The organism is Ralstonia insidiosa (assembly GCF_008801405.1).
In the GTDB taxonomy this organism is placed as follows: Bacteria; Pseudomonadota; Gammaproteobacteria; order Burkholderiales; family Burkholderiaceae; genus Ralstonia; species Ralstonia insidiosa.
This window is the reverse complement of record NZ_VZPV01000001.1, coordinates 1,977,384-1,996,511: the sequence shown is the minus strand read 5'-3', so window position 1 is coordinate 1,996,511 and position 19,128 is coordinate 1,977,384. Positions and strand designations below refer to the sequence as shown.

The following is a 19,128-nucleotide window of genomic DNA, read 5'->3' as shown; positions in this document are numbered from 1 at the left end:
CCTGACTCCTTGTTCTTGTCGTCGGCTGCAGGCACTGCCTTGGCCGCCGACGCTTTCAATCCTGCAGACGTATCGTGTGCACTTCGATCGGGCCGCCCGAACTCTTGTCGAACTCCACGCCAGCGGACACGCCCACCTGCGCGATATCCGCCGCCGTCTTGCCCGGCATATCAAACACCGCCGACATGGCGCCCAACGCAAAATTGCGCCCCGAGCCGATACCCCAGAAACGGTCGAACGAAAACACCTCGCGGTACGAATAGACGCCGTAGATGCCAGTTACGTTGGCGATCAGGCAGGTGATCTGCGACGACTCGTAGGGGTCGTCATCGTCTTCCTTGGTGTTGACGAAATACTCGTCCTTGAGCTTTTCGTGCACCTTGAGGAAGGTCCGGAAGACGTCGTCGCGCGTGCCGAGCCGGCACTCATCGGCCAATCCGGTCAGCAGACTGCGCATGACCGGAAAATGAGCCGTCGTACCCGCCAGCGCAATCAGCGACTCACCCACCTGGAAGATCTTCTGGTTCTGCTCGTAGCCGCGCGCCAAGCGCGTATCACCGAAGGTCACCAACGAATCGGCTGCGATTGCCACTTCGCCGTCTTTCTTGACTACCACGCACGTTGTCATGTCGTCCTCGCCAAAAGTCAGCCGACCGAGCGCGGCACGCTCAGGCTCGAAGCCAGATGCGTGCCGTGCCCGTGCAGGCTTACAGGCTGACGCGGCGGAAGTCCGCCAGCACGCTGGCCAGATACGCATTGAAGCGTGCAGCCTCCGCGCCGTCGATCACGCGGTGATCGTACGACAGCGACAGCGGCAGCGTCAGGCGCGGCACGAACTGCTTGCCGTCCCACACCGGCTTCTGATAGCCACGCGACAGACCCAGGATGGCCACTTCCGGCGCGTTGATGATCGGCGTGAAGTTCGTGCCGCCAATGCCGCCCAGCGACGAGATCGAGAAGCAGCCGCCCTGCATCTGGTCCGGCTTGAGCTTACCTTCGCGCGCAGCCTTGGACAGGTCCGCCATTTCCTTGGCGATGTCGATCAGGCCCTTCTTGTCCGCATCGCGGATCACCGGCACCACCAGCCCGTTGGGCGTATCCGCTGCAAAACCGATGTGGAAGTACTGCTTGAAGACCAGGTTGTCGCCGTCCAGGCTGGCGTTGAAGGTCGGGAACTTCTTCAGTGCGCCCACAACCGCCTTGATCACGAACGCCAGCATCGTGAACTTTACGCCAGCCTTTTCGTGGTCCTTGTTCATCTGCACGCGGAAGGCTTCCAGCTCGGTGATGTCCGCTTCGTCGTTGTTCGTGACGTGCGGGATCATGACCCAGTTGCGGTGCAGGTTCGCGCCCGAGATCTTCTTGATGCGCGACAGCGGCTTCGGATCGACCGGACCGAACTTGGTGAAGTCCACCTTCGGCCACGGCAGCAGGTTCAGTTCGCCGCCGCCGGCCGGTGCAGCTGTAGCAGCCTTGCCCGGCGCTGCGGCCTGGCCACTCATCACGCCCTTGACGTAGCGCTGCACGTCTTCCTGCGTGATGCGGTTCTTCGGGCCCGTGCCGCCGACGAGGTTCACGTTGACGCCCAGTTCGCGTGCGTACTTGCGCACCGACGGGCTGGCGTGGGCGGCCTTGCCCACCGTGCCGACGGTGTCGGCGGTGTAAGTTGCAGGCGCTGCGGCCGGAGCGGCTGCGGGTGCAGCAGCAGGCGCTGGGCTCGGTGTGGCAGCAGCCGGTGCGGGGGCCGGCGCTTGCGTAGGTGCCGATGCAGCGGCCGCGCCGCCGGCACCTTCCAGCACGACGATCAGCGTGCCTTGCGACACGGCATCGCCCACCTTCACGCGGATTTCCTTGACCGTGCCGGCAGCCGGCGACGGCACATCCATCGTGGCCTTGTCCGATTCGAGCGTGATCAGCGACTGCTCGGCTTCCACCTTGTCGCCCACTTTCACGCTGATCTCGATGACGGGCACGTCGGTGTAGTCGCCGATGTCCGGGACCTTCACTTCAACCGTGCCACCACCTGCGGCTGTCGGCGCGGGGGCCGGCGCTTGTGCAGCGGGTGCGGGAGCGGGAGCCGGCGCAGCAGCGGCCGGAGCCGGTGCGGGCGCAGCCTGGGGTGCCGGGGCCGGAGCAGCCGCAGCGCCCTGCTCTTCAAGCAGCAGCACCAGCGAGCCTTCCGACACGCTATCGCCCACCTTGATCTTCACTTCCTTGACGATGCCGCTCTTGGGCGACGGCACGTCCATGGTGGCCTTGTCCGATTCCAGCGTGACCAGAGAATCCTCGGCGTTGACGGTATCGCCCGCCTTGACCAGCACTTCGATCACCGGGACGTCTTTGTAGTCGCCGATGTCCGGCACCTTGATTTCTACGACTTGACTCATTCTTCTGTCTCCAGAGGGTCTGGCGGCGAGTGCGTCCGGCGGCGGGCACAAACTGCTCCGCAGGCTACCGCATCGTGCAGGCAAATGCACTACGCGAAAAGTCTGTCGGGGCGGTACCCGGCCGGAGCGCAACCCGCGCGCCCGGCGGCTCCGTTATACGGTCATCGGGTTGGGCTTGTTCGGATCGAGGTTGTACTTCTTCAGTGCCTCGGCCACCTTTTCGCGCGGCAGCACGCCTTCATCGGCGAGCGCCTTGAGCGACGCGACCGTCACCCAGTAGCGGTCCACCTCGAAGAAGTGGCGCAGCTTCTCGCGGGTATCCGAGCGGCCAAAGCCGTCGGTGCCCAGCACCACGTAGCGACGCGGCACGAAGGCGCGGATCTGCTCGGCGAAGGTGCGGACGTAGTCGGTCGATGCGATGACCGGGCCGCGTGCGTTCTTGAGGAGCTTCTCGACGTGCGACTCGCGTTGCGGAGCGGTCGGGTTGAGCAAGTTCCAGCGTGCGGTGGCGTTGCCTTCACGGGCCAGCTCGGTAAAGCTCGGGCAGCCCCACAGGTCGGATTCGACGCCCCAGTCCTTCTTGAGCAGCTCAGCAGCGGCAATCACTTCACGGAAGATCGTGCCCGAACCCAGCAGTTGCACGCGCGGTGCGTTGCTGTTTTCGACGCCCTTCTTGAACTGGTACATCCCCTTGATGATGTCGGCCTCGACACCCGCCGGCATTTCCGGGTGCTCGTAGTTCTCGTTCATCACCGTCAGGTAGTAATAGACGTCTTCCTGCTCGACATACATACGGCGCAGGCCGTCTTGCATCACCACCGCCAGTTCGTACTGGAAGGTCGGGTCATACGAGATGCAGTTCGGGATGGCAGCGTGGTACACGTGCGAGTGACCGTCTTCGTGCTGCAGGCCTTCGCCGTTCAGCGTCGTGCGGCCAGCGGTGCCGCCCAGCAGGAAGCCGCGCGAGCGCATGTCACCAGCGGCCCAGCAGAGGTCGCCGATACGCTGGATGCCGAACATCGAGTAGTAGATGTAGAACGGGATCATCGCCACGCCATGCGTCGAATACGACGTAGCGGCCGCGATCCAGTCGCACATGGCGCCGGCTTCGTTGATGCCCTCTTGCAGCACCTGACCCGTCTGCGATTCCTTGTAGAACATCAACTGGTCGTGATCCTGCGGCACGTACTTCTGGCCTTCCTGGTTCCAGATACCGACCTGGCGGAACAGACCTTCCATACCGAACGTGCGGGACTCATCCGGCACGATGGGCACGACGTGCTTACCGACGTTCTTGTCCTTGAGCAGGATGTTCAGAATGCGCACGAAGGCCATCGTGGTGGACACTTCGCGGCCTTCGCCGGTGGCCTTGAGCAGCGCGTCGAACGCCGACAGCGCCGGCACTTGCAGCGGGTCAGCCTTCTGGCGACGCGCCGGCAGATAGCCGCCGAGGTCCATGCGCGCCTTGCGCATATATTCGAGTTCCTTCGAACCTTCCTCGAACTTGACGTACGGAACGTGCTCGAGCTGGTCGTCAGCCACCGGAATGTTGAAGCGATCGCGCAGCTTGCGGATGGCGTCCACCGGCATCTTCTTCTGCTGGTGAGCGATGTTCATCGCTTCACCGGCTTCGCCCATGCCATAGCCCTTGATGGTCTTGGCGAGGATGACGGTCGGCTGGCCCTTATGGTTGCTCGCCGATTGGAATGCCGCGTAAATCTTGTGCGGATCATGGCCGCCGCGGTTCAGCGCCCAGATATCGTCGTCGGACCAGTCGGCCACCATGGCCTTGAGTTCCGGCGTGTTGAAGAAGTGCTCGCGCACGTAGGCGCCGCTCTTCGACTTGAAGGTCTGGTACTCGCCGTCGACGCATTCCATCATGCGGCTCATCAGCAGGCCCTTGGTGTCGCGCGCCAGCAGTTGATCCCAGCGGCTGCCCCAGATGACCTTGATGACGTTCCAGCCGGCGCCGCGGAATTCGCTTTCCAGCTCTTGAATGATCTTGCCGTTGCCGCGCACCGGGCCGTCCAGGCGCTGCAGGTTGCAGTTGATCACGAAGACGAGGTTGTCCAGCTTCTCACGGCCGGCCATGCCGATTGCGCCCAGCGATTCCGGCTCGTCGGTTTCACCGTCGCCCAGGAACGCCCAGACCTTGCGGTTTTCCCAGTTCTGGATCAGGCCGCGGCTGGCCAGGTACTTGGTGAAGCGCGCCTGGTAGATCGCCATGATCGGGCCCAGGCCCATCGACACGGTCGGGAACTGCCAGAAATCCGGCATCAGCCACGGGTGCGGATACGACGAGATACCCTTGCCGTCCACTTCCTGGCGGAAGCTGTCGAGCTGCTCTTCCGATAGGCGGCCCAGCAGGAATGCGCGGGAGTACACGCCCGGCGCCGAGTGGCCCTGCACGAAGACCATGTCGCCGCCGTGCTTGTCCGACGGAGCGTGCCAGAAGTGGTTGTAGCCGACGTCATACAGCGTGGCTGCAGACGCGAACGACGAGATGTGACCACCGACGTTGGTGTCCTTGTTCGCACGCAGCACCATCGCCATGGCGTTCCAGCGCGTGTACGAACGAATGCGGTGCTCGATTTCCTGGTCGCCGGGAATGCGGTCCTGGTTTTCGACCGGAATCGTATTGATATAGGGGGTCTCTGCGTGCAGCGGCGAGGTCACGCCGTTGATGCGCGCGTACTCGATCTGCTTATCAAGGAGGAACGCCGCGCGCTGCGGGCCTTCCGCGCCGATGACGCCTTGCAGCGCCTCCAGCCATTCCTTGGTCTCCTGGGGATCGACGTCGCTGGCGCGCGTGGCGCCCAGGACTTGTTCTGGTACGGCCGACATGGCGGTCTCCTTGGTAGCAGTAACGGTAGGTGCGTCTCTTTAGATTGGGGGTACCCCAACTTTTGCGCTGATTCTATGGGCACCCGCAAATGCAGCACAAGAGGAATTTTCAAATTGCGATATGGTTTTTTATAATGCGGAATATTGCGGCGCTGCAAAACAAATCACTTTTAACGCTGCAGCGCAGCATTTTCCCGCTGATGAAATGGGCCTCACCAAGCGGTTTCCCCAAGCGACCAGCTGGTTAATTGCCGTTACACTTGGTTTTGCGCAGTTGCACAGATGTCCACACCTTTACCTCCGCAGAATTCCGGCGTTCGTCCGCCCATCATGCTTTCCCCCTCCCACGCCTCACACGATTCGGCTGCACCCGAGCCGGCGAAACCTGCCTCGCCCCCGGCGATCTCGGTTTCGGTGCCTGCGCCCGAATTGCCGCCCGAAAACGGTGGGCGCCCCAACGTGCCGCGCCGCCTGTGGATGACGCGCCTGAGCCGGCTGTGGACGACCAACTGGTTCATGTTCATTCCGCTGGTGGCTATCGTCCTGTTTGCCGGCGCGATGATCTTCATCCTGTATCAGCTGCACGCCACCGAGGTGCAGCAGCAGCGCGACGCCCTCTACCGCGATGCCGCCTGGGCCGAGCAGAAGGTGCGCCTGTCCCTGCAAAGCAACCAGGATCAAGTTGCGGCGCTGGCGCGCGACATTGGCGCCGCGCAGTTGGACCCAAGCGCCTACCGCGACGCCGCGCGCCAACTGCTGCGCGAAAACCCCGAGTTGGTCTTCATCAACTGGCTGGACGCCACCCGCCGCCCGCGCTGGGCGTTCCCTGCCAGCTCTGAGTTTGTCACCCGGGTGCGCGAGACGCGCGATCACCCGCTCGAAGCCGAGATCCAATCCGCCTATGACGCCGCACGTGAGACACAGCGTGCCGTCTACTCCCGCCCGATCCAGAACGAGCGCGGCGAGAGCTTCATGCTCATGGAAGTACCGATCGTGCGGGACAACGAGTTCCTCGGCACGGTGGGCGCCATGTACTCCGTCACCGGCATCCTCACGCAACTGCTGCCGGGTGAACTGACCGATCGCTACCGGTTCTCCCTGGTCGACAAGAACAACGTGATCCGCGCCAGCACGTCGCTGCGCCCGGTGCCCAAGGCTGCGGCCTCGTACGAGGTGCTGCTGGACCCGCCGGGGCATTCGCTGTCGCTGCGGGCCGAGGCATACCCGGCGCCGTCCAACCTGCCCAACAACATGCTGATGTGGCTGGTGGCGGGTCTGTCGTGCTTCGTGATCTGGAGCCTGTGGAGCGTCTGGCGCCACACCAGCCGCCGCTCCGAAGCACAGCGCGCCCTGCTGGCGGAAACCTCGTTCCGCCGCGCCATGGAGAACTCCATGGTGATCGGCATGCGCGCGCTCGATCTCAACGGCCGCATCACCTACGTCAACCCTGCCTTCTGTCGCATGATCGGCTGGACGGAGGCGGAGCTGGTCGGCCGCATGCCGCCGTTCCCGTACTGGCCGCCCAACGAAATCGGCGAGATGCAGAAGCACATCGAGCTGACCCTACGCGGCAAGGCCCCGGCCAATGGCATGGAACTGCGGATGATGCGCCGCGACGGCACGAGCTTCTATGCACGGATGTACGTCTCACCACTGATCGACGCGCGCGGCCGGCACACCGGCTGGATGAGTTCGATCACCGACATCACCGAGCCCAAGCGCGCGCGCGAAGACCTGGCCGCCGCGCACGATCGCTTCACCACGGTGCTGGAGAGTCTGGACGCCGCCGTCTCCGTGCTGTCCACCGACAAGGCCGAGCTGCTGTTTGCCAACCGCTACTACCGCCAGCTGTTCGGCTGGGAGGCGTTCGGCCACCTGCAACTGTCCGGCCAAGACGTCAACACGGAAGACGTCTCCAGCGATGCGCTCGACATGGTGGACGGCTATGCGGGCCTGCCCGCCTCCGAGCTGACGCCACACGCCGCCGACGCGCGCGAAATCTACGTCCCAGCGATGCAGAAATGGTTTGAAGTGCGCCGCCGCTACATCCAATGGGTGGACGGCCACCTCGCGCAGATGCAGATCGCCACCGACATCACCGTGCGTAAGGCCGCCGAAGAAATGACGCGCCAGCACGAAGAGCGCCTGCAGTTCACCAGCCGCCTGACGACCATGGGCGAGATGGCATCGTCCTTGGCACACGAACTGAACCAGCCGCTGGCCGCCATCAACAACTACTGCATGGGCGCCGTCGGCCGCCTCAAGAGCGGGCGCAGCACGGCGGAAGAGTTGATCCCCGTACTGGAAAAGACCTCCGCCCAGGCGGTGCGTGCCGGCACGATCATCCAGCGCATCCGCGGTTTCGTGAAGCGCAGCCAGCCGCAGCGGCGCGAATCCGACCTGCGCGACATCGTGGCCGACGCCGTCGGCCTGGCGGAGCTGGAGGCCACGCGGCGCGGCATCACCATCCTCACGCGTCTGCCAGCCGACCTGCCGCACCTGTACGTCGACCCGGTGCTGATCGAGCAGGTGCTGGTCAACCTGCTGAAGAACGCCGCCGAAGCGATGGCTGCTCACCCGCGCCTGCGCGCCGCGAGTGTCCTGCGCCTGCACGCCAACCTCATCGAGGACCCGGATAACTCCGTGCTGATTGAAGTCATCGACCAGGGCCCGGGCGTGGACGACAGCACCAAGGAACGCCTGTTCGAGCCCTTCTTCAGCACCAAATCCGACGGCATGGGCATGGGCCTGAACATCTGCCGCTCCATCATAGAATCCCACCTCGGCAGGCTCTGGGTAGAAAACAATGCCGATGGCATCGGCTGTACGTTTAAAATCATCCTGCCGCTGAATCCGCTGTAATCCGCTGTAAATCGTTTTTAAAACAGAACGTAGACCGAGGACTCTCCATGAGCACAACGCCCGCAGCAGTTGCTCCGCGCAACGAAACCGTGTTCGTCGTCGACGACGATGAAGCCATGCGTGACTCATTGACGTGGCTGCTCGAAGGCAACGGTTACACCGTGCGCACCTACCGCAGCGCTGAAGAATTTCTCGTGGACGACAAGCGCACCGAAGGCGTCGGCTGCCTGATCCTCGACGTGCGCATGCAGGGCATGAGCGGCCCCGAGCTGCAAGACCGCCTCATGGCCGAGAACAGCCGCTTGCCGATCGTGTTCGTGACCGGCCACGGCGACGTGCCGATGGCGGTATCGACCATGAAGAAGGGCGCGGTCGACTTCATCGAGAAGCCGTTCGACGAATCGGAACTGCGTGAACTGGTCGAGCGCATGCTCAGCAAGGCCCGCTCGGAAGACTCCGTGGCGCGCGAACAGAAGGCCGCCAAGGACCTGCTCGGCCGCTTGACCACGCGTGAGCAGCAGGTGCTCGAGCGCATCGTTGCCGGCCGCCTGAACAAGCAGATCGCCGATGACCTGGGCATTTCCATCAAGACGGTGGAGGCGCACCGCGCCAACATCATGGAAAAGCTCAACGTGAACACGGTCGCCGACCTGCTGCGCTTGGCCCTCTCGCGCAATAGCTGATTCGTTTTGTGGGCCGGTTGTGAGCAACCAGGGCGGTTGGAAGGGAGGCGCCGATTTATAATCGCGGTTTGCCCTCTCCCTCCTCCGCCCAGCCATGACCGCCCAACTCATTGACGGCAACGCGCTTGCCAAACAACTCCGCGCCGAAGCCGCGCAACGCGCCGCCGCCCTCACCGCGCGCGGCCACCAGCCCGGCCTCGCCGTCATCCTCGTCGGCGAAGACCCGGCCAGCCAGGTCTACGTACGCAACAAGATCAAGGCGTGCGAAGACAACGGCTTCCTCTCCGTCTTCGACCGCTACCCTGCTGACCTGACCGAAGCCGACTTGCTCGGCCGCATCGATGCCCTGAACCGCGACCCGCGCATCCACGGCATCCTGGTCCAGCTCCCGCTGCCCAAGCACATCGACAGCCACAAGGTGCTCGAAGCCATCGCGCCCGAGAAGGACGTCGACGGCTTCCACGTGGCCAACGCCGGCGCGCTGATGACCGGCGCCCCGCTGTTCCGCCCGTGCACGCCTTACGGCTGCATGAAGATGCTGGAATCGATCAACTACCCGGTGCGTGGCGCCAATGCCGTGGTGGTGGGTGCCTCGAACATCGTCGGCAAGCCGATGGCGATGCTGCTGCTGCAGGCCGGCGCCACCATCACCATCTGCAACAGCAAGACGCGCGACCTGGCCGCCCACACGCGTGAGGCCGACATCATCGTGGCCGCCGTGGGCCGCCGCAACATCATCACCGCCGACATGGTCAAACCCGGTGCCGTCGTCATCGACGTGGGCATGAACCGCGACGATGCCGGCAAGCTCTGCGGCGACGTCGATTTTGCCGGCGTCAAGGAAGTCGCCGGCTACATCACCCCCGTGCCGGGCGGCGTCGGCCCGATGACGATCACCATGCTGCTGATCAACACCTTGGAAGCCGCTGAACGTGTTGCCGCGGGAGCCTCGCTGGCAGCGTAAGCTTCACTTTCCACCATTGGAAACGGAAAAAGCGTCCCAACCTGATGGATCGGACGCTTTTTTTGCACCCGATTTTTCCTACTGAGCCCGCCATGACCGACATTTCGCTCCAAGCCAATAATCCGCTGCTCGATTTCTCCGGTCTGCCGCGCTTTGCGGACATTCGCCCCGAGCACATCACGCCGGCCATCGACGTGCTGCTCGAGCGCGCAGCGACCGCGGTTGCCAAGGTCAAGGACCCAGCCACCCCGGTCAGCTGGAACACCGTCGTCACCGCTCTGGAAGATGCCACCGAGCCGTTGGGCCGCGCCTGGGGCGTGGTCGGCCACCTGAGCGCCGTGGTTGACACGCCAGCCTTGCGCGAGGCGCATGCCGCCAACCTGCCGCGCGTGACCGAGTTTTGGTCGGGCCTGGGGCAGGACCTTGAACTGTTCGAGAAATACAAGGCCATCGCGCAAAGCGCCGAATACGCCACACTGACTTCCGCCCGCAAGAAGCTGCTCGACAATGAACTGCGCGGCTTCCGCCTGGGCGGCGCCGAATTGCCGGAAGACCAGAAGCCACGTTTTGCCGCCATTCAGGAACAGCAGGCGCAACTGACCAAGGCCTTCAGCGACCACGTGCTGGATGCCACCAACGCCTATGCACTACTGATCGACGACGAAGCCCGCCTGGCCGGCCTGCCCGACGATGCCAAGCAAGCCGCGCAGGAAGCCGCCCGCCGTGACAACCCAAACGCGACTGGCTGGAAGTTCACGCTGCATTTCCCGTCGTACTTCCCGGTGCTGCAATACGCGGAAGACCGCACCCTGCGTCGCACGCTGTACGAAGCCAACGTCACGCGCGCGTCCGAACTGGGCACGCAATACGGCGGCGGCAAGGCTGAATGGGACAACACCGCCAACATGGCCGAGCAGCTCGCGCTGCGCACGGAAGAGGCGCACATGCTCGGCTATCGCAACTTCGGCGAGGTCTCGCTCGTGCCGAAGATGGCCGATTCGCCCGAAGACGTGCTGCGCTTCCTGAGCGAACTGGCCGACCGCGCCCGCCCGTTTGCTGAAAAGGACTGGGCCGAGCTGCAAGCCTTCGCGAAAGACAAACTTGGCATCGACAAGCTCGAGCCGTGGGACATGGCCTATGCGTCGGAAAAGCTGCGCGAAGCGCGCTACGCCTTCTCCGAGCAGGAGGTGAAGCAGTACTTCCCGGAACCCGCCGTGCTGGATGGGCTGTTTGAAGTCGTGCAGACGCTGTTTTCGGTCAAGATCCGCCCGGAACAGGCCGAGGTGTGGCATCCGGACGTACGCTTCTTCCGCGTCGAATCCGCACAGGGCGAGCTGCTCGCCCAGTTCTACATCGACCTGTATGCCCGCGAAGGCAAGCGCGGCGGCGCCTGGATGGATGACGCCCGCGGTCGCAAGCTGCTGGATGATGCTGGCGTGCAAACCCCGGTGGCCTACCTCACCTGCAACTTCTCCGGCCCGGTCGGCAACAAGCCCGCGCTGTTCACGCACGACGAGGTCATCACCCTCTTCCACGAATTCGGCCACGGCCTGCATCACATGCTCACGCAAGTCGATGAGCTGGGTGTGTCCGGCATCAACGGTGTGGAATGGGACGCGGTGGAACTGCCCTCCCAGTTCATGGAGAACTTCTGCTGGGAGTGGGAAGTGCTCTCGCGCATGACCCGCCACGCGGAGACCGGTCAGCCGCTGCCGCGTGCCCTGTACGACCGCATGCTGGCCGCGAAGAACTTCCAGAACGGCATGATGACGCTGCGCCAGATCGTGTTCTCGACGTTCGACATGCACTTGCATACGGACTTCGATCCGAAGGGTCCGACGTCGGTACTGGAGCTATCGCGCCAGGTCAACAACCGCTTCCATGTCGTGCCGCAGGCCGAGCTGTCACGCTGGCCGAATACGTTCAGCCACATCTTCGCGGGCGGCTACGCGGCGGGCTACTACAGCTACAAGTGGGCCGAGGTGCTGTCGGCAGATGCCTACGCGGCATTTGAGGAAGCCGGCAAGTTGAGTGGCTCGGTACTCGACGCCGAAACCGGCGCGCGCTACCGCCGCGAAGTGCTGGAAGTGGGTGGCAGCCGCCCGGCCATCGAATCGTTCACCGCTTTCCGTGGGCGGGCGCCGAGCATCGACGCGCTGCTGCGTCACGGCGGCATGGTGGCGGAAGCTGCCTGACGCGCTACGCTGCAAGAGTAACGCCGCTTCGCGCGCAAGCCGAAGCGGCGTTTTTCATTGGGGCAAGCGGAAATCGACGTGCGCTGGCCTGCCCGGCAGTGACAGCGTTGCATGCGGCGCCGGCGCGCGAGCCACCACTTGGCCTCGCCGCATGACCAGCGTGCGCGTTGCGCGCAAGCGGATCGCCTCGATTGGGTCGCGCGCATCCAGCACCACCAGGTCTGCATGGCACCCCGGTGCGATGCCGTAACGCTCCAACCCCAGGATCCGCGCGGGTGCTTCCGTCACCGCTGCAAAACACTGGCGCATGGCGTCTTGCCCGGTCATCTGCGCGACGTGCAAACCCATATGGGCAACCTCCAGCATGTCGCCGGAGCCCAGGCTGTACCACGGGTCCATCACGCAATCGTGGCCAAAGGCGACATCGATACCGGCCGCCAGCAGTTCCGGCACACGCGTCATGCCACGCCGCTTCGGATACGTATCGGACCGCCCCTGCAGCGTGATGTTGATCAGCGGATTGGCAATCGCCGCCACGCCGGCCTCGCGCATCAGCGGCAACAGCTTGCTGACGTAGTAGTTGTCCATCGAGTGCATCGACGTGAGGTGCGAGCCGGCCACTCGCCCATGCAAACCCAGGCGATGCGTCTGCGCGGCGAGCACCTCGATATGGCGCGAGAGCGGATCGTCGGACTCATCGCAATGCATGTCGATGCGCAGGCCGCACTCGGCAGCAAATTCACAGAGCAGGCGGATGGACTCGGCGCCATCGGCCATCGTCCGCTCGAAATGCGGGATGCCTCCAACGACATCCACGCCCATGCTGATGGCGCGCTTGAGGTTGTCAAACGCGCCCGGGCTGCGTAGCAGACCGTCCTGCGGGAAGGCGACAAGCTGCAGATCCAAATATGGCGCCACCTGCCGCTTGACGTGCAGCAACGCATCGACGGCCAACAAACGCGGGTCGCACACGTCCACATGGGAGCGGATTGCCAGCAGGCCGCGCGCCACAGCCCAGTCGCAGTAACGCAGGGCGCGTTCGACCAGCGCGTCTTGCGTGAGCGTTGGTTTGAGTTCGCCCCACAGCGCGATGCCTTCAAGCAGCGTGCCGGACTGGTTCACGCGCGGCAAACCGTACGACAAGGTCGCATCCATGTGGAAGTGCGCGTCAACGAACGGTGGGCTGACCAATGCCCCCGCCGCATCGAACTCCTGCGCGCCATGCGCGGGCAACTGCGGCTGCACGGCCTCGATCCGTCCGGCGGTGATGCCGATATCGATGCCAGTACGGCCGTCGGGCAAGCTGGCGTTGCGAATCACGAAATCCATAGGGGCTCCTCATGCAACATGGCTGCCAATCTACCTCAAGCGGGTATGGCGGTGGCATGGGCGCTTGATGGCACAATACGCTCGATTTAGACGGCGCCGCTTGTATGCGCCGTCGCCATTTGCAAGGACCGATCCCCCATGCGTGTCGCCACCTGGAACGTCAACTCACTCAAAGTCCGCCTGCCGCAGGTGCTGCAATGGCTGGCAGAACGCGAAGCCGACGGCACGCCCATCGACCTGCTCTGCCTGCAGGAACTCAAGCTGCCGGATGACCGCTACCCGCTGGCAGAGTTGGACGCCGCGGGCTACGCGTCGCTCTTCACGGGCCAGAAGACCTACAACGGTGTCGCCATCCTCGCGCGCAAGGCTGCTGTGCCCGAGGGTCGCGACGTGGTGAAGAATATTCCCGGCTTTGCCGACGATCAGCAACGCATCGTGGCCGCCACCTATGACGTGGCCGGCGGCCCGGTCCGCGTGATCTCCGCCTACATCCCCAACGGCCAGGCGCTGGACTCCGACAAGTTTGTCTATAAGCTGCGCTGGCTTGAAGCGCTGCAAGCATGGCTGAAAGACGAAATGGCTGCGCACCCCCGTCTGATGCTGCTGGGCGACTTCAATATCGCCCCGGAAGACCGCGACGTGCACGACCCGAAGAAGTGGGAAGGCCAGAACCTGGTGTCGCCGGAAGAACGTGCGGCGTTTCGCGCGATGCAGAGTGCCGGGCTGGTCGACGCCTTCCGCATGTTCGAGCAGGAAGACAAGCTGTTCTCTTGGTGGGATTACCGGATGTTCGGCTTCAGGCGCAATGCCGGCCTGCGCATCGACCACATCATGCTGTCACCCGAGCTCGCCAAGCTGTGCGAGTCGTGCCATATCGACAAGGTGCCGCGCGGGTGGGAGCAGCCGTCCGACCACACGCCGGTGGTCGCTGCGCTGCGCGACGCATAAGGTAGGTTCGGCATGGCATCCACCTTCAAGCACCGCAACCTGCCGCATCTACTGCTGCGCGCGCGCGAGACCTTCATGGCGCGCTTCCGGCCGATCCTGCGCGAGCACGGCATCACCGAACAGCAATGGCGCGTGCTGCGCACGCTCAACGACACCGGCGACATGGAGCCCAACCAGCTCGCCGATGCATGCCTGATCCTGAGCCCGAGCCTGACGCGCATGCTGGCGGCAATGGAGCAGTCCGAGATGATCGTGCGTACGCGATCGTCGGTGGATCAGCGACGGCAGGTGATTTCGCTCACGCCCAAAAGCCGCAGGTTCCTGGCCGATGTGGAACCGCAGGTGGACGCGGAGTACGCGCGCATCGAAGCCCAGCTTGGACGCGCGCGTCTGGACGCGCTCTACGTCGCCATCGACGAATCCATCCGGGTGATGGAAACGCACACACCGATGTCCCGCTTTACCGGCGATGAATAACGCCGCTTAGTAAACGCTGCCGCCCGTCTGCGGCTTGGCGCCCTCGCCCTTGAACGCCTGAGCCAGTTGCTCGGCGCTGCGGGCCAACAAGGTGACGTCTGTTCCGACCGCAACGAAAGTCGCCCCAAGCGACAAGTAATGCCTGGCCTGCGCTTGGTCAGCCGAAAGGATGCCCGCCGCCCTGCCCGAGGCCACGATACGGCGAATCGTGTCGTCGATCGTCTTGCGGACTTGCGGATGGCCCGGCTCGCCCAGGTGGCCCATGGATGCCGCCAGATCCCCCGGGCCGATGAAGACGCCGTCCACCCCATCCACCGCAAGAATCGCATCGAGATGCTTCAGGCTCTCAGTGGTTTCCACCTGCACCAGCGTGCACATCTCTGCGTTAGCACGGCGGAGGTAATCGTCAACGCGGTTCCAGCGTGACGCGCGGGCCAATGCGCTACCCACGCCGCGAATGCCCTCGGGCGGATAGCGCATCGCCTCAACGGCCGCGCGGGCCTCGTCTGCGCTTTGCACCATCGGCACCAACAGTGTCTGTGCACCGATGTCCATCAGGCGCTTGATCTCGACGGCGTCATTCCAGGCCGGCCGCACGATCGGGTGCGAGGGATACGGCGCAACCGCCTGCAGCTGCGCCAATGTCGACTGCAGCTGGTTCGGCGCATGCTCGTTGTCGATCAGCAGCCAGTCGAAGCCGGCCCCTGCGACGATCTCGGCCGGATACGGATGCGTCATCGCCAGCCAGAGGCCGATCTGCGGGCGGCGCTCGGCCAGCGCGCGCTTGAAGTGGTTCACCGGGAGCTGCATGACGGAAACATCCTTTGAGCGTTAAACGAAATGGCAGGCGATGCTGCCGAGCGGACCATAGTCGCAGTGGAATGTATCACCGGGGCGTGCAGGCACCGGGCGTGTGAACGAGCCACCCAGAATGATTTGCCCGGGCTCCAGGGCCACGCCGTGCGGTGCCAGCTTGTTGGCCAGCCAGACCACGCCGTTGGCAGGATGGTTCAGCACGCCCGCTGCCACGCCGGTCTCTTCAATCACGGCATTGCGCGACAGGATGGCACCGACCCAGCGCAGGTCCACATCACGCATGCGGATTGGGCGGCCACCCATCACCACGCCGGCATTGGCGGCGTTATCCGCGATCGTGTCGAACACCTTGCGCGGGCGACCGCTGTCCGGGTCGATCGACTGCGAACGCGCATCGATGATCTCCAGCGCCGGGATCACGTGATCCACCGCGTCGTACACGTCGAACAGCGTCACCTCCGGCCCCTCCAACCGCTTGCCGAGCACAAAGGCCAGTTCCACCTCCACGCGCGGCACGATGAAGCGGCTGGCGGGAATCTCGCTGCCGTCAGCAAAGAACATGTCGTCGAGCAGCGCACCGTAGTCTGGCTCGTCGATCTGGGAGGACTGCTGCATCGCGCGCGAGGTCAAGCCGATCTTATGGCCCTTCAGGCGTCGGCCCTCCCCCAGCTTCATCGCCACCCAATCGCGCTGGATGGCGTAAGCGTCTTCGATGGTGATCTCGGGGTGGTCGAGTGAGACTTGGCGGATCTGCTTGCGGTCGATCTCGGCTTGGTGCAGGCGACGCGCAATGGTCTGGATGGTCGTGGGTTCGAGCATGGGTCAGGCTTTACGAAAACGCGCGTGGATGTTGTTGTGCTTGTAGCTGCCGCCTTCGTCGAATTTGGTCAGCTCCATCGAGAGCGCCAGATAGCGGCGAGCAAAGGCTTCTGCAAAGTGCGCCTTGATCGCGTCGAACAACGCATCGCAGGCGGCTTTCTTGACCTCGGGCGTGCGGCCTGCACCGATCTTGAGCGTGACGTGGACGAAGGCGTCGTCTTCCTTGCCATCGGCAACGCGGTAGTCCGTCAGCCGGATGGCGCGCGAGCGGATGCCCCCGGTCGGGAATACGCCGTTCTGCGCGATCAACGTCTCGTTGATTGTCTGCAGCAGCTGGGGGATGCGGGCGTCGTTGCCCAGGTTGTCGGTGTATTCAACAATGATGTGCGGCATGGCGGTCTCCGGCTTACGCCCCGGTTTGTTCACGTTCGGGCAGCGGGAAGATCGCATTGATCTGGCCCGTACCGGAACTGGGGAAATAATCGGTGATGACTTCGATGCCCTTGTCGTAGGCATCCCAGCCGAGCAGGCCGAGCAGCATGGCCGTGTCGTGCATGCCGCCCTCGCCTTCACACAACGATGCGTACTCGGGCAGCATCGCGCAGAAGGTCTTCCAGTCGCCCTGCTTCCACAGATCCACCACACGCAGGTCGACCTGTTTGAAGAACTCGCGGCTGATCTGGTGGATGGACTCTTCGGGGCTGCCGTTATCGTTGAAGCGGTGCGAGAGCGATCCGCTGGCCAGGAACGCGACGGTGCTGTCACTCGCCTCGATGGCTTCGAGCAGCGCGGCGCCAAAGCGGCGGCTCTCGTCCAGTTTGTGCCACGCGCACCAGCCGGCAATCGACACGACCTTGAAGTGCTGGTCGCCGTTCATGTAGCGCATCGGCACCAGCGTGCCGTACTCGAGTTCCAGGCTGTCGATCTCATGTGCACGCGTGAAGACGCCGCGCGCCGTTGCCGTCTCGGCAATCAGGCGGCCGAGCGCCGGGTTACCCGGATACGCATACCGCATGTCCTTGATGAAATGCGGCAGCTCGTTGCTCGTGTAGATGCCGTCGAAGCGCGCATTGCAGTTGACGTGATAGCCAGCATTGACCAGCCAGTGCACGTCGGACACGACGATGGTGTCCACGCCCAGATCCCGGCAACGCTGCCCGATGATGCGGTGCCCCTCGATGGCCGCTGCCCGGCAGCCATGATGCTTGCCGGGTAGCTCCGACAGATACATCGACGGTACGTGGGTAATCTTCGCGGCCAAGGCCAGCTTGCCCATGGTGTCTCCTTCCGCCCTTGTTTGATTGTGTGAGTTGGCGACCGAGCGACCTTACACGCCCCATCGGGGGATATGGTGGCTGCCCATCGAGATGCAGACGTTCTTGATTTCGGCAAACACTTCCAGGCTGTACTCGCCGCCTTCGCGCCCCGTGCCGGATGCCTTCACCCCGCCAAATGGTTGACGCAGGTCGCGTACGTTCTGGCTGTTGACGAACACCATGCCCGCCTCAATACCGCGCGCCAGGCGATGCACCTTGCCCACGTCCTGCGTCCAGATATACGAGGCCAGACCATATTCCACGTCGTTAGCGAGCTTCAGGCCGTCCGCCTCGTCCTTGAACGGGATCAGGCACGCCACGGGGCCGAAAATCTCTTCCTGGGCCACGCGCATGCGGTTATCGACGTTGGCCAGCACCGTAGGCGCGACAAAGTTGCCGTTCTTCAAGTGGTCAGGCAGGCCTGCAGGCTTGTCTGGGCCGCCGGCCAGAATCCTGGCGCCCTCCTGCTCGCCCAGGCGGATGTAACCCGTGACCTTCTCCCAGTGCGCGCGCGTGATCATCGAGCCGACGTTGGTCTTCTCATCCGCCGGATCGCCCACCACAAGGCGCTTGGCCCGCTCAGCAAACTTGCGCACGAAGTCGTCGTACACGCTCTCCTGCAAGAAGATGCGCGAGCCCGCCGTGCAACGCTCGCCGTTGATCGAGAAGATGGTGAAGAGCGATGCGTCCAGCGCGCGATCCAGATCCGCGTCGTCAAAGATCAGCACGGGCGATTTGCCGCCCAGTTCCATCGAGAATTTCTTCAGGCCGGCGCGCTCCATGATCCGCTTGCCGGTGGCGGTGCCGCCCGTGAAGGACACCACGCGTACATCCGGATGCCGCACCAATGCATCACCAGCGGTTGCGCCGTAGCCTTGCACGACATTCAGCACACCCGGTGGAATGCCGGCTTCCAGCGCCAGACGGCCCAGTTGATCCGCCGTCAACGGTGACAGCTCCGACATCTTCAGCACCGCCGTGTTGCCCAATGCCAGGCACGGCGCGACCTTCCACGTGGCCGTCATGAACGGCACGTTCCACGGCGAGATCAGCGCACACACACCCACCGGCTGATACAGCGTGTAGTTCAGCATCTGATCGTCGACCGGATACGTGCGGCCGTTGATCTGCGTGCACACCTCGGCAAAGAAGTGGAAGTTTTCCGATGCGCGTGGAATGAGTTGTTTGCTTGTCTGGGCGATGGGCAAGCCGGTATCCATCGTCTCCAGCGCAGCCAGGTGCGGCACGTTCTGCTCAATCAGCTCGCCCAGGCGGCGCATCAGCTTGGCGCGTTGTTTGGCCGGGGTATTGGCCCAGGCGGGGAATGCGGCCTTGGCTGCGGCCACCGCCGCGTTGATCTCCGCCTCGCCGCCTGAAGCCACCTCGGCAATCGCCTCACCCGTGGCCGGGTTGGTGGTAATGAAACGCTCGGCGCTGTCGACCTGGCGGCCGTCGATCCAGTGTTTGACGGGGTCCATGCTGACGGCA

15 protein-coding genes are annotated in these 19,128 nt (G+C 63.9%); 6 read left to right on the top strand and 9 right to left on the bottom strand.

Annotated features, from left to right (window positions below):
• Positions 1-55: 55 nt before the first annotated feature.
• The 3 genes from F7R11_RS09550 to aceE all read right to left on the bottom strand — a co-directional run bounded on the left by F7R11_RS09550 (position 56) and on the right by aceE (position 5,231).
• A complete protein-coding gene (locus F7R11_RS09550; RefSeq protein WP_064802884.1) occupies positions 56-628 on the bottom strand; it encodes an Ntn hydrolase family protein in 573 nt (190 codons plus the stop codon).
• Positions 629-707: 79 nt separating this feature from the next.
• A complete protein-coding gene (aceF, locus tag F7R11_RS09545; RefSeq protein ID WP_064802881.1) occupies positions 708-2,387 on the bottom strand; it encodes a dihydrolipoyllysine-residue acetyltransferase in 1,680 nt (559 codons plus the stop codon).
• A gap of 153 nt (positions 2,388-2,540) precedes the next feature.
• Positions 2,541-5,231, bottom strand: a complete 2,691-nt coding sequence (aceE, locus tag F7R11_RS09540; RefSeq protein ID WP_064802879.1) for a pyruvate dehydrogenase (acetyl-transferring), homodimeric type — start codon at positions 5,229-5,231, stop codon at positions 2,541-2,543.
• 282 nt (positions 5,232-5,513) lie between these two features.
• Here aceE and F7R11_RS09535 point away from each other — a divergent pair, with 282 nt between their 5' ends.
• From F7R11_RS09535 to F7R11_RS09520, 4 genes are all read left to right on the top strand, one after another.
• Positions 5,514-8,093, top strand: coding sequence for a PAS domain S-box protein (locus F7R11_RS09535; RefSeq protein ID WP_064802877.1), 2,580 nt, complete (start codon positions 5,514-5,516; stop codon positions 8,091-8,093).
• A gap of 47 nt (positions 8,094-8,140) precedes the next feature.
• On the top strand, positions 8,141-8,776 hold the full coding sequence (locus tag F7R11_RS09530; RefSeq protein ID WP_021194652.1) for a response regulator transcription factor: 636 nt from the start codon (positions 8,141-8,143) through the stop codon (positions 8,774-8,776).
• A gap of 94 nt (positions 8,777-8,870) precedes the next feature.
• Positions 8,871-9,740 (top strand): bifunctional methylenetetrahydrofolate dehydrogenase/methenyltetrahydrofolate cyclohydrolase FolD, encoded by an 870-nt coding sequence (gene folD / locus F7R11_RS09525; RefSeq protein WP_064802875.1) that lies wholly within the window; start codon positions 8,871-8,873, stop codon positions 9,738-9,740.
• A gap of 92 nt (positions 9,741-9,832) precedes the next feature.
• Positions 9,833-11,935, top strand: coding sequence for a M3 family metallopeptidase (locus F7R11_RS09520; RefSeq protein WP_064802873.1), 2,103 nt, complete (start codon positions 9,833-9,835; stop codon positions 11,933-11,935).
• Between the two features lie 54 nt (positions 11,936-11,989).
• Here F7R11_RS09520 and F7R11_RS09515 read toward each other — a convergent pair whose 3' ends face one another.
• Positions 11,990-13,264 (bottom strand): amidohydrolase family protein, encoded by a 1,275-nt coding sequence (locus tag F7R11_RS09515; protein WP_064802871.1) that lies wholly within the window; start codon positions 13,262-13,264, stop codon positions 11,990-11,992.
• Positions 13,265-13,402: 138 nt separating this feature from the next.
• Between F7R11_RS09515 and xth the strand changes: the two genes are divergently transcribed.
• Complete coding sequence (gene xth / locus F7R11_RS09510; RefSeq protein ID WP_064802868.1) at positions 13,403-14,212, top strand: exodeoxyribonuclease III; 810 nt, start codon at positions 13,403-13,405, stop codon at positions 14,210-14,212.
• 12 nt (positions 14,213-14,224) lie between these two features.
• A complete protein-coding gene (hpaR, locus tag F7R11_RS09505; protein ID WP_021194657.1) occupies positions 14,225-14,689 on the top strand; it encodes a homoprotocatechuate degradation operon regulator HpaR in 465 nt (154 codons plus the stop codon).
• Positions 14,690-14,695: 6 nt separating this feature from the next.
• Here the strand turns inward: hpaR and hpaI are convergent, their stop codons facing one another.
• From hpaI to hpaE, 5 genes are read right to left on the bottom strand one after another with little or no spacing between them, the layout of a single operon-like run.
• Entirely contained in the window at positions 14,696-15,499 is an 804-nt protein-coding gene (hpaI, locus tag F7R11_RS09500) for a 4-hydroxy-2-oxoheptanedioate aldolase (protein WP_064802866.1), read from the bottom strand.
• A 21-nt stretch (positions 15,500-15,520) separates the two neighbouring features.
• Complete coding sequence (gene hpaH, locus F7R11_RS09495; protein WP_064802865.1) at positions 15,521-16,324, bottom strand: 2-oxo-hept-4-ene-1,7-dioate hydratase; 804 nt, start codon at positions 16,322-16,324, stop codon at positions 15,521-15,523.
• A gap of 3 nt (positions 16,325-16,327) precedes the next feature.
• Positions 16,328-16,717 (bottom strand): 5-carboxymethyl-2-hydroxymuconate Delta-isomerase, encoded by a 390-nt coding sequence (locus F7R11_RS09490; RefSeq protein ID WP_064802863.1) that lies wholly within the window; start codon positions 16,715-16,717, stop codon positions 16,328-16,330.
• 13 nt (positions 16,718-16,730) lie between these two features.
• A complete protein-coding gene (gene hpaD, locus F7R11_RS09485) occupies positions 16,731-17,600 on the bottom strand; it encodes a 3,4-dihydroxyphenylacetate 2,3-dioxygenase (RefSeq protein ID WP_064802861.1) in 870 nt (289 codons plus the stop codon).
• Positions 17,601-17,651: 51 nt separating this feature from the next.
• Positions 17,652-19,118, bottom strand: a complete 1,467-nt coding sequence (hpaE, locus tag F7R11_RS09480; protein ID WP_064806282.1) for a 5-carboxymethyl-2-hydroxymuconate semialdehyde dehydrogenase — start codon at positions 19,116-19,118, stop codon at positions 17,652-17,654.
• Positions 19,119-19,128: the final 10 nt, after the last annotated feature.

Coding starts and splice junctions, on each gene's coding strand:
- F7R11_RS09550 (WP_064802884.1), bottom strand. CDS start 628: ATGACAACGTGCGTGGTAGTCAAGAAAGACGGCGAAGTGGCAATCGCA.
- aceF (WP_064802881.1), bottom strand. CDS start 2,387: ATGAGTCAAGTCGTAGAAATCAAGGTGCCGGACATCGGCGACTACAAA.
- aceE (WP_064802879.1), bottom strand. CDS start 5,231: ATGTCGGCCGTACCAGAACAAGTCCTGGGCGCCACGCGCGCCAGCGAC.
- F7R11_RS09535 (WP_064802877.1), top strand. CDS start 5,514: ATGTCCACACCTTTACCTCCGCAGAATTCCGGCGTTCGTCCGCCCATC.
- F7R11_RS09530 (WP_021194652.1), top strand. CDS start 8,141: ATGAGCACAACGCCCGCAGCAGTTGCTCCGCGCAACGAAACCGTGTTC.
- folD (WP_064802875.1), top strand. CDS start 8,871: ATGACCGCCCAACTCATTGACGGCAACGCGCTTGCCAAACAACTCCGC.
- F7R11_RS09520 (WP_064802873.1), top strand. CDS start 9,833: ATGACCGACATTTCGCTCCAAGCCAATAATCCGCTGCTCGATTTCTCC.
- F7R11_RS09515 (WP_064802871.1), bottom strand. CDS start 13,264: ATGGATTTCGTGATTCGCAACGCCAGCTTGCCCGACGGCCGTACTGGC.
- xth (WP_064802868.1), top strand. CDS start 13,403: ATGCGTGTCGCCACCTGGAACGTCAACTCACTCAAAGTCCGCCTGCCG.
- hpaR (WP_021194657.1), top strand. CDS start 14,225: ATGGCATCCACCTTCAAGCACCGCAACCTGCCGCATCTACTGCTGCGC.
- hpaI (WP_064802866.1), bottom strand. CDS start 15,499: ATGCAGCTCCCGGTGAACCACTTCAAGCGCGCGCTGGCCGAGCGCCGC.
- hpaH (WP_064802865.1), bottom strand. CDS start 16,324: ATGCTCGAACCCACGACCATCCAGACCATTGCGCGTCGCCTGCACCAA.
- F7R11_RS09490 (WP_064802863.1), bottom strand. CDS start 16,717: ATGCCGCACATCATTGTTGAATACACCGACAACCTGGGCAACGACGCC.
- hpaD (WP_064802861.1), bottom strand. CDS start 17,600: ATGGGCAAGCTGGCCTTGGCCGCGAAGATTACCCACGTACCGTCGATG.
- hpaE (WP_064806282.1), bottom strand. CDS start 19,118: ATGGACCCCGTCAAACACTGGATCGACGGCCGCCAGGTCGACAGCGCC.